Annotated in this window: 8 protein-coding genes, 2 tRNA genes and 1 pseudogene; 8 read left to right on the top strand and 3 right to left on the bottom strand. The window is 49.9% G+C overall.

What is annotated here, in order from left to right; translation table 11 throughout:
- The first annotated feature begins 221 nt into the window (after positions 1 to 221).
- Positions 222 to 872: a metal-binding protein ZinT gene (zinT, locus tag ACU8XX_RS09355; RefSeq protein WP_001007760.1), complete on the top strand. Its 651-nt coding sequence runs from the start codon at positions 222 to 224 to the stop codon at positions 870 to 872.
- Positions 873 to 1,215: 343 nt separating this feature from the next.
- Positions 1,216 to 1,746 (top strand): cytochrome b, encoded by a 531-nt coding sequence (locus tag ACU8XX_RS09350; protein ID WP_016242218.1) that lies wholly within the window; start codon positions 1,216 to 1,218, stop codon positions 1,744 to 1,746.
- Positions 1,747 to 2,315: 569 nt separating this feature from the next.
- Here the strand turns inward: ACU8XX_RS09350 and ACU8XX_RS09345 are convergent.
- Positions 2,316 to 2,405, bottom strand: a tRNA-Ser gene (locus tag ACU8XX_RS09345).
- A 93-nt stretch (positions 2,406 to 2,498) separates the two neighbouring features.
- Between ACU8XX_RS09345 and mtfA the strand changes: the two genes are divergently transcribed.
- The 3 genes and pseudogenes from mtfA (at position 2,499) to ACU8XX_RS09330 (ending at position 4,896) form a co-directional block, all read left to right on the top strand.
- Positions 2,499 to 3,296 (top strand): DgsA anti-repressor MtfA, encoded by a 798-nt coding sequence (gene mtfA, locus ACU8XX_RS09340; protein ID WP_004016369.1) that lies wholly within the window; start codon positions 2,499 to 2,501, stop codon positions 3,294 to 3,296.
- A 100-nt stretch (positions 3,297 to 3,396) separates the two neighbouring features.
- Positions 3,397 to 3,472, top strand: a tRNA-Asn gene (locus tag ACU8XX_RS09335).
- 161 nt (positions 3,473 to 3,633) lie between these two features.
- Positions 3,634 to 4,896 (top strand): annotated as a pseudogene (locus ACU8XX_RS09330) (tyrosine-type recombinase/integrase).
- 1,309 nt (positions 4,897 to 6,205) lie between these two features.
- On the opposite strand, the gene ACU8XX_RS09325 reads toward ACU8XX_RS09330, so the two are convergent.
- Positions 6,206 to 7,090, bottom strand: a complete 885-nt coding sequence (locus ACU8XX_RS09325; RefSeq protein ID WP_000041048.1) for an integrase domain-containing protein — start codon at positions 7,088 to 7,090, stop codon at positions 6,206 to 6,208.
- Between the two features lie 241 nt (positions 7,091 to 7,331).
- Here ACU8XX_RS09325 and ACU8XX_RS09320 point away from each other — a divergent pair, with 241 nt between their 5' ends.
- The gene (locus ACU8XX_RS09320) at positions 7,332 to 7,463 is read left to right on the top strand and encodes a hypothetical protein (RefSeq protein WP_269074591.1); all 132 of its coding nucleotides are present in this window, start codon (positions 7,332 to 7,334) and stop codon (positions 7,461 to 7,463) included.
- A gap of 533 nt (positions 7,464 to 7,996) precedes the next feature.
- Here ACU8XX_RS09320 and ACU8XX_RS09315 read toward each other — a convergent pair.
- Complete coding sequence (locus tag ACU8XX_RS09315) at positions 7,997 to 8,446, bottom strand: hypothetical protein (RefSeq protein WP_024191963.1); 450 nt, start codon at positions 8,444 to 8,446, stop codon at positions 7,997 to 7,999.
- Positions 8,447 to 8,957: 511 nt separating this feature from the next.
- Between ACU8XX_RS09315 and ACU8XX_RS09310 the strand changes: the two genes are divergently transcribed.
- Together ACU8XX_RS09310 and ACU8XX_RS09305 are read left to right on the top strand one after the other, a co-directional pair.
- Positions 8,958 to 13,148 (top strand): RHS element core protein, encoded by a 4,191-nt coding sequence (locus ACU8XX_RS09310; protein WP_089640412.1) that lies wholly within the window; start codon positions 8,958 to 8,960, stop codon positions 13,146 to 13,148.
- Positions 13,136 to 13,528, top strand: a complete 393-nt coding sequence (locus ACU8XX_RS09305; protein ID WP_021547014.1) for a hypothetical protein — start codon at positions 13,136 to 13,138, stop codon at positions 13,526 to 13,528. The genes ACU8XX_RS09310 and ACU8XX_RS09305 overlap by 13 nt, the downstream gene beginning before the upstream one ends.
- Positions 13,529 to 14,055: the final 527 nt, after the last annotated feature.

Raw genomic sequence — 14,055 nt, 5'->3', positions numbered from 1 at the left:
CGGATGCGGCGCGAGCGCCCTGTCCGGCCTGCGCAGATCACATCAGGTTATGTTTCGTTTGTCATCAACCTCAAATTATCAACATAATTCATTTTATTTCAATAAGATAGATAAATACACCTGAGAAAACTATGCTCTCATCTCCTAAGAGTTGTTGCATTTTGTCATATGTTACAATATAACATTACACATCATATACAATGACTCTGGAGGAAACTGTTTTGGCGATTCGTCTTCACAAATTGGCTGTTGCTTTAGGTGTCTTTATTGTTAGCGCTCCTGCCTTTTCGCATGGTCATCACTCACACGGCAAACCCTTAACAGAGGTCGAACAAAAAGCTGCTAATGGTGTTTTTGATGATGCCAATGTACAAAACCGAACGCTCAGTGACTGGGATGGAGTCTGGCAATCCGTTTATCCTTTACTGCAAAGTGGCAAACTTGACCCCGTCTTTCAGAAGAAAGCGGATGCAGATAAAACTAAAACATTTGCTGAAATTAAAGATTATTATCACAAAGGTTATGCGACAGATATCGAGATGATTGGCATTGAGGACGGCATTGTTGAATTCCATAGAAATAATGAAACAACATCCTGTAAATATGATTACGATGGATACAAAATACTCACTTACAAATCAGGTAAGAAAGGCGTTCGTTACTTATTCGAATGTAAAGATCCTAAAAGCAAAGCCCCTAAATATATACAATTTAGCGATCATATAATTGCACCACGAAAATCATCTCATTTTCACATTTTTATGGGTAATGATTCACAGCAATCTTTATTAAATGAAATGGAAAACTGGCCAACGTATTATCCATATCAGTTGAGTAGCGAAGAAGTGGTCGAGGAAATGATGTCTCATTGAGTATTCTCATGATAACGCCTCGATGCCGCTTTAGTAAGTCATCATAACTACCACTGGTCCATCCACAAACGCCACTGAACGCAAGCTAGCTACAGACACGCTCATCACTATGACGTGTCTGTATATTAAATAAGCTAACCCGCATTGAGTTAACCAATAACGGATTCCATACACAATACGGCCAACAGAGAAAGATACCTGTGCTCACGCCATTGCTTATATTGGCTGGTTACAATGTGCACTATCAATTTTTTAAATAACAAATTCTTAAAACCACATCTGTATAAGGAATTTTTAAGGTTCATGGGATAGCTTGACTGTGAAAATTACAGGAGCTACAAAAATGAACCGATTCTCAAAAACTCAAATTTATTTACATTGGATAACGCTGCTTTTCATTGCAATAACCTATGCCGCGATGGAACTCCGTGGCTGGTTTCCTAAAGGTAGTAGTACTTATCTGCTGATGCGAGAAATACATTACAATGCGGGTATATTCGTTTGGGTGTTAATGTTTTCACGCCTGATTATAAAACACCGTTATAGTGATCCTTCTATTGTGCCACCGCCACCTGCCTGGCAAATGAAAGCGGCTTCGCTAATGCACATCATGCTTTATATAACCTTCCTTGCACTTCCTCTGCTGGGGATTGCTTTGATGGCTTACAGTGGAAAATCGTGGAGTTTCCTTGGTTTCAATGTGTCTCCCTTTGTTACCCCAAACAGCGAAATTAAAGCACTGATAAAAAATATTCACGAAACCTGGGCAAATATAGGCTACTTTTTAATCGCAGCTCACGCTGGCGCAGCACTCTTTCATCACTACATTCAGAAAGATAATACTCTGTTACGAATGATGCCTCGCCGCAAATAAGTCGATCCCCTGACAAGGAAATGTGAACCATGGACATCAACGCGTCATAAATGTTTACGCAAGTGCACAATGCACCCTTTCCACTATCAACAAGGAGGAGCAGAAACTGTGTAAATCGTACAATGGTAAGAATTATCAAAAATACAGGTTAATTTTGGTATTTAAACCTTTTTTACTTGTTAGTATGATACAAAGGCTTTCAAAAAAGCTGGGAAATTCAACAACTCTTGGAAATTATGGACTTTGTCCCGCGGCTTTAATCTGACGGCCGCGTTCCTTTTTTGACTCAATTATTGACCCCTTCTCTACGCAACTTCAGTTCCCACCACCAACTTTGCGGCAGTTTCATAGGATGAATGTCTAAAAGAATAATGGTGAGCGATAAGAAAACGACTGAATAACTGCACATTTTCGCTCGAAAGCTTCCTGTCAGATCCATAGCGAATCAAGTGCTGAATGTCACAGTATCGAACAGAAAACAGTGACGATCTAACCCTTCAAGAATATTCTACGATTGTTCTGTTTAGGAAAAGCAAGGCGGGAAGTCGGGAGATAAGTCATTGATAAAGTGGCGGAGAGAGGGGGATTTGAACCCCCGGTAGAGTTGCCCCTACTCCGGTTTTCGAGACCGGTCCGTTCAGCCGCTCCGGCATCTCTCCGTTCAGATGGTTGCCATGATGCCAGGAAATTTGGCATTTTAACAGTCCCTGTCCGTGCAATTTTGTTCAAGTGACGAGTTTGCGAGCAAAAAGATGATTAAGTGGCCCTGGAAAGTACAAGAATCAGCACATCAAACTGCCCTTCCCTGGCAGGAAGCACTATCGATCCCCCTTTTAACGGGTCTGACGGAACAGGAACAAAGCAAATTAGTCACTCTTGCCGAACGTTTTTTACAGCAAAAGCGGCTTGTTCCTTTACAGGGCTTTGAACTGGATTCATTAAGAAGCTGCCGGATAGCACTTCTATTTTGCCTACCCGTTCTGGAGTTAGGACTGGAATGGCTGGATGGTTTTCATGAAGTCTTAATTTATCCTGCGCCATTTGTGGTCGATGATGAATGGGAAGACGATATCGGTCTGGTGCATAACCAACGTATTGTTCAGTCAGGTCAGAGCTGGCAGCAAGGGCCTATCGTTTTGAACTGGTTGGATATACAAGATTCTTTTGATGCTTCTGGTTTTAACCTGATTATTCATGAAGTCGCTCATAAGCTGGACACCCGTAACGGCGATCGCGCCAGCGGAGTTCCCTTTATTCCGTTGCGTGAGGTTGCTGGCTGGGAACACGATCTTCATGCTGCAATGAACAACATTCAGGAAGAAATCGAATTGGTTGGCGAGAATGCGGCGAGCATTGATGCTTATGCTGCCAGTGATCCTGCTGAATGTTTTGCCGTACTTTCTGAATATTTCTTTAGCGCCCCAGAACTTTTTGCTCCTCGTTTCCCTTCATTGTGGCAACGTTTCTGCCAATTTTATCAACAAGATCCTTTGCAGAGACTGCATCGCGCTAATGATACAGATTCGTTTTCGGCGACGAATGTTCATTAATTAACAACTTTGCAGATTAATTAACCAATTGAAATGACTTATGAAATTTAGTGTTGACAGACAAGGTACCGCTAAGTAATATGCGCCCCGTTCACACGATTCCTCTGTAGTTCAGTCGGTAGAACGGCGGACTGTTAATCCGTATGTCACTGGTTCGAGTCCAGTCAGAGGAGCCAAATTCAAGTTTTCATGCTTATCTGTACGTCTCTGTTTGTTTAGGATTCAGTAAGTTAGCGTGAAAATCCTTGCCGGTGCGTATCTGGTTTTATCTCCGTATCGGGATAATTTGGTGGTCAGATCTGAGGTCAGTTTGGTTCGATTCTGGAGTGACCCCCAAATGTCTTTAAACGATTCTAAAATCCGCAAGTTAAAACCCTATTCCCGTCCGGTAAAACTCTCCGACTCTCACGGTCTGTATCTGCTCGTCAATCCGGGTGGTTCACGCATCTGGTATCTCAAATATCGTTTCAACGGAAAAGAATCCAGAGTCAGTCTTGGCGCATATCCGCTGGTCTCACTGGCAGAAGCCAGGCAGCAGCGCGACGGTATCCGTAAGCTACTGGCGCAGAATATCAACCCGGCGCAGCAGCGCATGGCAGAGAAAGCCGCCTGCTCCCCTGAAAAGTGCTTTAAAGCGGTGGCGCTGGCCTGGCACAAAACCAACAAAAAATGGTCGGCTGATTATGCCGCCCGTATTCTCGCCAGTATGGAAAACCATATCTTCCCGGCGGTTGGTCATTTGCCCGTTGCCAAACTTAAAACGCAGGATTTCACTGCCCTGCTGAGGGTTATTGAGGATAAGGGCTTTCTGGAAGTCGCGTCCCGCACGCGGCAGCAACTCAGCAACATCATGCGCTATGCCGTATAGCAGGGGCTTACCGAAAGCAATCCGGCGCAGCATCTGGATGGCGTTGTCTCCTCCCCCGTAAAGAATCACTACCCCGCGTTACCGCTGGAGCGGTTGTCCGAACTGCTTGGCCGCATCGGTGACTATCAGCAGGGCCGGGAGTTAACCCGGCTGGCGGAGGTGCTGACACTGCACCTGTTCATCCGTTCCAGCGAACTGCGTTTCGCCCGCTGGAGCGAGATCGATTTCAGGCACAAAATCTGGACCATCCCCGCCACCCGCGAGGCCATCGACAAAGTTCGGTTTTCGGGGCGTGGCGCAAAAATGCGTACTCCGCATATCGTACCGCTCTCCCGCCAGGCGATTGCCCTTCTGAAACAGATACAGGAGCTTTCCGGCCATCTGGATCTGGTGTTTCCCGGCGATCATAATCCGTACAAGCCAATGAGCGAAAACACAACCAACCGGGCGCTGCGCCTGATGGGGTATGACACGAAAACTGAAATCTGCGGGCATGGACTCAGGGCAATGGCCTGTAGCGCCCTGGTGGAGTCGGACCTGTGGTCACGCGATACGGTGGAGCGGCAAATGAGCCACCAGGAGCGCAACAGCGTGCGGGCGGCATATGTGCATAAAGCAGAGCATCTGGAGGCCAGAAAGGCCATGATGCAGTGGTGGTCGGATTATCTGGATGTGTGCCGCGAGGGGTATGTTGCGCCGTACATTTATGCCCGGCAGCATAAGGCAGCCTGAATCAGAAATAGCGTAAATCATTAAAACCGGAAAAGCAGATCCTGATTGACCGGGATCTGTTTTTTTGTATTGAGAGGTATTGTCGCTGTTTTTGTTATTATTAATTGGGAAGCACCGAAAATTATTCCAGTAGAATATTTGCAGTCGATTGCCTATTAATAAATGCATTATTGATAGATAACTACCTTCTGTGATTTGCCTGCAAATCACAGAAGATGAAAACCTATCAATACGGGATATTTTCACGAAAATACCAATTAATACTCCAGAATATCTGCACCAGAATATCTCCTGACCCTATACTCTGAAACCTGTAAGAACTGCATCAGATATTCAGTGACCAGACAGATATAAGCCTGAAATTATTTGGCTTCCAATAATTTCAGGAAAAACCTATCAATGCATCTGTTTTCAACAGGCAGCCACCTTCCGTGATTCACATGTTAATCACGGAAGGTGAAAAGCTATCAATAATCGATATTTCCACGGAATTACCACTTAATACATCCCCAAAAATGCGCCATAAAATACCGGACAATCTTTCCTGATACAGATTATCACTGCACCAGCTATACAGAGACAAAATAATCTGCCCCCGTCCCGGGTAATCTGCTATCTTCGCCAGCGTCCCGCCGCTCTACCTGTTCAGGACTGCGCCAGCTTCTGGCCCTTTGATGTTCGGCCCTTTCCGATCAGGCGCTGTTCCCCTTATTGCCCCTTAACCTTTATGGCCCTTTCCCTTTCTGGCGCAACCAGTTTATTTGGAAATGCTCCATGACAGTCTGCACCAGACTGTATTTTCACCACAGGATAACGATCACAAAGTGCAAAAAATAACATGAAGCACCGAAGATTCTTAATTCATATGAAGCAGGTTATTATGCCAAAAACCGTCGCAGCATTTTTATAAAATCATGAGGCATCCTGAGACCATATAATATATGTCACAGGATACGGAAAAACACAGAGAGAATTATTCAGATATAACCCTGTGCCAGAATTAATGTGATGCCCCGGTGAATTTACATTTTAAAATTTTCCCAGCCCTGTAGTATTGGTAAAAATGATTGAAACACCTGTTATTAACAGAGAGCATTTCGTGTGATTACAGGGGTAATCACTATAATATTCCGACAAACTATATTGGTTAAGCAGGAGAATCTGATCTGTTGATATTTATTCGTCATGCTGTAACGATATTTTCACAATATAAACCCGTTCGCCCCCTGCGCCAGATCCGGAACATAGGGTACGATAAATCGCTGTCGTTACGCAGTAACGTACTATTTTGCGACATTCATGAATTCAGTTATTCCTCCCTCCAGCGGTATCCATACACCTGTTTCACCCAGCGACCGCGACCGTCGCCATGACCCAGATCCGTCGCCGTCAGCGCCAGGGATTCCTTTTCGCTGAATCCCTGCGCCAGATAATGGCGGATCGCGTCCTGCGCCCAGGCATAGCGCAGGGAGTGAGGGGAAAATTCCCCCTTCAGCCCCACCTTAATGACCTGTTTGTGCCAGCTCTCCAGCGCCATTTTGAGATCAGGCTTGTCGATCAGCCTGCCATTGTGTCGATCCGCGACCAGTAAGGCCTTTTCCAGAGCCTTCCTGACTGCGCCAGTATCCAGAACTGTCGTATGGCGGGGACGCCCACCTTTGGTGCCAAACACCACTTTCAGCCGGGTTTCACCGCGGGAAATGGCTTTCAGCCACGTTTTCAGCGACTGTGAACTCTGTACCGCCTCCTGCGAACGCAGCCCCATCAGCCGCGCAATCTCCAGCGCTGCTGCCAGCCCTGCGTCCTGAGTACGGGCTTTCTCCATCACCTGCTGGTAATGTTCCGGCGTGATGGCGCGGCGCGTGCCGTTGCGCGAAGCGCCTGACACCCCTAATGCCTTATTGGTCAGACGCGGATGCTCCACCACCTGCCTGCGTCCAGCCTGTCTCAGCACGGCCCGCAGTGCCGCCATATCGTTTTGCAGCGTTCGTAAACCAATATCCTGCTCCAGCCGTTCCTCAATGTAGCATTCGATATGGCGAACCCTGATCTGCTCCACCCTCTGGATCTGGATATTCAGCGCCCGTAAATGTTCACTGAACCGTTTTGTAATATGGATACGGTCATTCACCGTTTTGAAGCTGTCGCCCGCTTTCTTCGCCAGCGCCTTCATTTCACTGCTTAATTTACTCATGAATCCCCCTGCAACATAAACAAACAGTCTCCGGCGTGTGCTTTTTGGCTGCGCCAGAACGATACCTTCACGCCGGAGTGGCTGGTTGTTGAGGTTTAGGGAGTTTCAGGCTGTACGCGGTACAGACTGCCTGACGAAGCAGGGGTGTCTCCGGAGCATCGTGCCCCCCCTCGGTATCGATCTTTTTCTCCTTTACTCTGAGCTGACAGCGGCCCCAAAGGGCATGTCAGACGGCGGAAATATGGCGCAGGCCGGGACTGGCGCGGCTTGCGGCGGTGAGTTGTGCGGCGTCACTTTGCCCTGTCGCTGGCGCGACCAGAGTGACGCCTCGTCTGGTGCAGAGGGTAAACGTTGCGTTTCTGGTGCAGGGTGACGGTCACGCGGCAGCAAAGCCTGCTGTCTTTGCAGGCCGCAGCCCGTCAATGTAAGGCGCTGGTTGTCAGCAGAAGATAAAACCCGGCAAAGCCAGAGTGCCAGCCCGTAAAGCCGGGTATCTGGTGCAGTGATGGTGTATATGTACGTCAGTCTCAGATGCCGGTATTTTTGCATCCCCGGCGTTTTCAGAGATCAACGCCGGTAAAGGATGTCATGCTGGCAATGCCAGGCGCTTCTTTCAGACGCGAAGCGACAAAGGGACTGCCCGGAGGCAGTTTGTTGCAGGCGGGAGACTGCGCCATTATTTCTGGTGCAGGAAGGAAAAACTCTTTCCGGGTTTGAAAGTATGTTTGCTTACCTGGTGACGGAAAAACTGCCGCGCTTCGCTTGTCTTCTCCCGGCGCGCTGCCAGCAAAAACAGGCAGAGCGCCGGGAGAGTCTGGTTTTACTGTAACAGTGTTCCTGCCGGTTCAGTTATCAGGACTAACACTTTCACATCGGTCCTCCGGTATGGTTGCATCATCCCTGCCTCTACTGACAGGGCTGCACGCCGTCAGTGGTACGAATCCAGCGCGGAGCTTTCAGACCATCGGCAAAATACCAGACCAGATCGCACAGTAACCCGGTCAGCGTCGTTTCGGTTTCCGGCAACAGTGACCGTCCCAGCAGTACCTGCGCCAGCGCCAGGCAGTAATCACAGAGCAGGTCTGCATCAGGGGTAAATTCCGGTAAAACATCAGGAAGAACATCCACAGTAAAGCGGTCGATCAGGTGCGGCGGGATCGGTTCGCCCAGCGTGGGCCGCAGCAGTGCAAGACAGGTACTAAGCCTGCCGCAGGGCGCCATTTTCAGCGCCAGATCGTGGCACTCGATGATCGTTTCAGCGAAATGCTCGCAGTAATCCGCCAGAGTGGTGAAGTTGGTAGCGGCGCTGAAGGGAATGACGAGTAAATTGCATTCAGAAGTGAGGGTAGTTGCCATAGGGGCAGCCTCCAGTGAGTGATGATGATCTCCACCACCGGAAATGCCAATTTCACGGGTGGTGAAACCGGACGGAGTTGGCATTACCGGCCTCACTGACACCGGCGCGTCTTACGACGCCCCCGCCCGATCCCACCATTGAGATGTGACCATACGCAACACAAAATATTGTGTTGTCAGTGAAGTATTACAGGATGCCAATCCCGACGCCTGATTTTGCAGACGCGGCGCAACAATACAATGATCGGTAATTTGCGGCAAGAGGTTTGGAGAAAGCAGGTAAACTCAATCACACCATAAATATTAAGACTAAATATATTTATATGAAATATACATTGAATAATATACAAACGTTTTTCAATAAAAATCCTGTCAATTAATTCTTCCCGTTGATATCAGTCAAAAAAATAAATGTAAAAAAGCGTATTTCGTTTCATACAGTAACGTTATTTATCATTTTGTCCGGTGCCGCCAGCATCAGGCCAGATGAACCATAAAAAGGATATCAGCGATGAGCGGAAAACCAGCGGCACGTCAGGGAGACATGACCCAGTACGGCGGCCCGATAGTCCAGGGGTCGGCAGGCGTGAGAATTGGTGCGCCAACCGGCGTGGCCTGCTCAGTGTGCCCCGGCGGATTCACTTCCGGCAACCCGGTGAATCCGCTGCTCGGTGCAAAAGTACAGCCCGGCGAAACCGATTTCGCGCTGCCCGGCCCGTTACCGTTCGTGCTCTCCCGCACCTACAGCAGCTACCGGACGAAAACCCCTGCGCCCGTCGGTATCTTCGGTCCTGGCTGGAAAGCACCCTTTGATATCCGCTTACAGATACGCGATAACGAACTGATACTCAATGATAACGGTGGCAGAAGCATTCATTTTGAGCACCTGTTTCCCGGTGAGGATGGTTTCAGCCGCAGCGAATTATTCTGGCTGGTACGCGGCGGCGTGGCGAAACTGAATGAAAGTCACCGTCTTGCCCCACTCTGGCAGGCTCTGCCGGAAGAACTCCGCCTGAGTCCGCATATTTATCTGGCGACGAACAGTCCGCAGGGGCCGTGGTGGGTACTCGGCTGGAGTGAGCGGGTGCCGGGGGGGAATGAGGTGCTGCCTGCCCCATTGCCGCCGTACCGGGTGCTGACCGGCCTGGTGGACCGCTTCGGGCGCACGCAAACCTTCCACCGTGAGGCCGCAGGCGAATTTACCGGAGAAATCACCGGCGTGACCGATGGTGCAGGCCGTCAGTTCCGCCTGGTGCTGACCACGCAGGCGCAACGGGCAGAAAACGCCCGGCAGCAGGCCATCGCCGCAGGAACGAAAGGATCGGATATCCCGGATTCACTGCCGGACTATACGGAGTATGGCCGGGATAACGGTATCCGCCTGTCAGGGGTGTGGCTGACGCACGACCCGGAATACCCGGAGAATCTGCCCGCCGCCCCCCTGGTACGCTACGACTGGACGGCACGCGGTGAGCTGGCGGCGGTGTATGACCGCAGCGGTACTCAGATGCGCCACTTTACTTACGATGATAAATACCGGGGCCGGATGGTGGCGCACCGTTACGCAGGCAGGCCGGAGATGCGTTACCGCTACGACGACATAGGTCGCGTGACGGAGCAGTTTAATCCGGCAGGCTTAAGCTACGCCTATCAGTATGAGAAAAACCGTATCACCATCACCGACAGCCTGAACCGGCGGGAGGTGCTGCACACGGAAGGTGAAGCCGGGCTGAAACGTGTGGTGAAAAAGGAATTCGCGGATGGCAGCATCACCCGAAGTAAATTTGACTATATGGGGCGACTCCAGTCACAGACGGATGCAGCAGGCCGGACAACAGAATACAGTCCGAATGTGGTGACGGGACTCGTCACGTGCATCACCACGCCGGACGGCAGGAAATCGGAATTTTACTATAACAATCAAAACCAGTTAACCTCAGCCACCGGGCCTGACGGACTGGAAATGCGCCGGAAATATGATGAGTACGGGCGTCTGACGCAGGAAACAGCACGCAACGGCGATGTCACCCGCTACAGTTATGATAATCCACACAGTGAATTACCCTCTGTAACAGAAGATGCGACGGGTAGCCGCAAGCAGATGACGTGGAGCCGCTACGGGCAGTTACAGACCTTCACCGACTGCTCAGGCTATGAAACCCGTTATGAATATGACCGCTTCGGGCAAATGACGGCGGTTCACCGTGAGGAAAGCATCAGCCTTTACCGCAGTTACGACAACCGTGGCCAGTTAATCTCGGTGAAAGATACGCAGGGCCGTGAAACGCAGTATGAGTACAACGCCGCAGGCGACCCGACCGCCATCATTGCCCCGGACGGCAACCGGAGTGAGACACAGTACGATGCGTGGGGAAAGGCCGTCAGCACCGCACAGGGTGGGCTGACGCGCAGCATGGAATACGATGCAGCGGGACGTGTCATCAGCCTGACCAACGAGAACGGTAGCCATACAGAATTTAGCTGGGATGTGCTTGACCGCCTGATACAGCAGCGCGGCTTTGACGGGCGGACGCAGCGTTACCGTTATGACCTGACCGGGAAACTCACGCAGAGCGAGGATGAGGGGCTTATCACCCTCTGGCACTACGATGCATCGGACCGTATCACACACCGCACGGTGAACGGCGAACCGGCAGAGCAGTGGCGGTATAACGACCACGGCTGGCTGACAGAAATCAGCCATCTCAGCGAAGGCCACCGGGTGGCGGTGCATTACGGTTATAACCGTAAGGGACGTCTCACAGGCGAGCGCCAGACGGTACATCACCCGGAGACGGGGGAACTGCTCTGGCAGCATGAGACGAAACACACTTACAACGAGCAGGGGCTGGCAAACCGCTTTCAGGCAGACAGCCTGCCACCGGTGGAGTGGCTAACGTATGGCAGCGGTTACCTAGCGGGAATGAAACTGGGCGACACGCCGCTGGTGGAGTACACACGGGACAGACTGCACCGGGAAACGGTGCGCAGCTTCGGCAATAATGCATATGAACTGACCAGCACATACACTCACGCAGGCCGGTTACAGAATCAGCACCTGAACAGCCTGGTGTATGACCGTGACTATGGCTGGAATGACAATGGCGACCTGGTGCGCATCAGCGGCCCGCGGCAGACGCGGGAATACGGCTACAGTGCCACGGGCAGGCTGGAGAGTGTGCGCACCCTCGCACCGGACCTGGATATCCGCATCCCGTATGCCTCCGACCCGGCGGGAAACCGCCTGCCGGACCCGGAGCTGCACCCGGACAGTACACTCACGGCGTGGCCGGATAACCGAATCACCGAAGACGCGCATTACCTGTACCGTTACGATGAATACGGCAGGCTGACGGAGAAGACGGACCGCATCCCGAGGGGTGTGATACGGACGGACGACGAGCGGACCCACCACTACCACTACGACAGCCAGCACCGGCTGGTGTTTTACACGCGGATACAGCATGAGGAGCCACTGGTCGAGAGCCGCTATCTCTACGACCCGCTGGGCCGCCGGACGGGGAAACGGGTGTGGCGTCGCGAGCGTGACCTGACGGGATGGATGTCGCTGTCGCGTAAACCGGAGGTGACGTGGTACGGCTGGGACGGCGACCGGCTGACGACGGTACAGACCGATACCAAGCGTATCCAGACGGTATACCAGCCGGGGAGCTTCACGCCGCTCATCCGTATCGAAACAGAGAATGGTGAGCTGCAGAAAGCGCAGCGCCGCAGCCTGGCGGAGAAGCTGCAGCAGGAAGGGAGCGAGGACGGGCACGGCGTGGTATTTCCGGCTGAACTGGTGCGGCTGCTGGACAGACTGGAGGAAGAAATCCGGGCAGACCGCGTGAGTGACGAAAGCCGGGCGTGGCTTGCGCAGTGCGGGCTGACGGTGGAGCGGCTGGCGGCACAGATAGAGCCGGTTTATTTGCCTGAGCGAAAAATACATCTTTATCACTGCGACCACCGGGGACTGCCGCTGGCGCTTATCAGTACTGAAGGTGCAACGGAGTGGCGCGGGGAGTATGATGAGTGGGGGAACCAGATGAATGAGGAGAACCCGCATCATCTGTTCCAGCCGTACCGCCTGCCGGGGCAGCAGTACGATGATGAATCGGGGCTGTGCTATAACCGTCACCGGTACTATGATCCGTTGCAGGGACGGTATATCACCCAGGATCCGATTGGGCTGAGTGGTGGGCTGAATACATATTCGTATCCATTAAATCCAATAAATGAAATAGATCCTTTAGGATTAAAAGTGATCGTTGTAGCTAGTGATCCTAATGAGGCAAAATTATTACAGGAGGCATATGCACAATTAAATACAACAAAGAGAGGACAAGAAATAACAAAACCGTTAGAAGATTCGAAAGATGTATATAATATATACACAATACATCGCGATGCTTTTTATTGCCCTGCCGGAACAACAGATGTCTCCTGTCAAGGAAAAGAAAAAGCGGTGTTTATTGAGCCCAATGAGTGTGTAAAATTACCTACGGCACAAGGCCTGGAGGTTACATCACTGGCAGTTGAATTAGGACATGAATTAGGTCATGCTCATGGAGTCCATGATGATGGTGGGGATAGAATGAATAACGTAAACTTAAATGAAAATCCTATCCGCGCTGGTTTAGGTGAAAACCCACGGACTGCATATGTAGTACCACGAGTGGAGTGGGAAAAATGTCGAAAATAAATTTTGTGACACTATTGTTTTTTATTTTAAATATTCAAAATGCAATTGGTAAAAATGAAGATTATATAGGGGTGGTTTATTGGCGAGGGTTTGATATTGAGTCAATAACAGGGATTCCTGAAAGTCAGATAAATAATTATGGAATGAAGCGATGTATTGGTAGAAATGTTTTTATGGGGTTATTATTTCATATTAATGATTCATATAGTCGAGAATATGACGATAGAGATGTCAGAGGTAGTATTACTTTTAATAATGATATTTATTATGTAAATCGATCTGGTATAGTTAGATATAAAAATGATTTTTATAGAATAAATAAAAAATCATTTAGTCATATAATGAATCAAGATAAGAGCAAATGTCCGTTAATTGATTAAATAGTTCGAGTTGCGGGAAGGCGGCAAGCTAAATAGTGCCTAATATCGGTACAACGTAAGACTCCGGGGGAGACGACCAGGTGTAGATTGCGCTGACTTTTTCCGGTGCGCAGGGACTTGCGGTCAACTGTGTCAGGCCGTGAAGTGCTGAGTCAGTCCCAATAGCTCAGCCAGATCGAACCCGGTGGCAAGGAACTATTCTGTACTCAACTGAAGTCTCCGTGTCGCTCGAACAAAAGGTGGTCAGCCTGGTGGTCTTGACAAACTCGATTTTTTTTAGCTTACCAATCAGCTATTTATTGGCTACGGCGATCCCAGTCAGAGGAGCCAAATTCTAAAAATTCGCTTTTTTAGCGCAATGTCACTGACCTTAGTTGAACATTGTTTTTTAACGGATAGCGGGTTTTTAACATCTTAAGCGCCCTCGACCTTTATGGTTGAGGGCGTTTTGCTATGGCGCCATCACCATTTTCCCCTCGATTATAAAACTTGAGTAATTCAGTAGTCTCCCCTCTTGCAACTCACAC

The sequence above is a fragment of the Escherichia sp. MAL-1 genome (assembly GCF_052948035.1).
The sequence above is the reverse complement of the archived record's forward strand: the minus strand, read 5'-3'. Positions and strand labels throughout refer to the sequence as shown.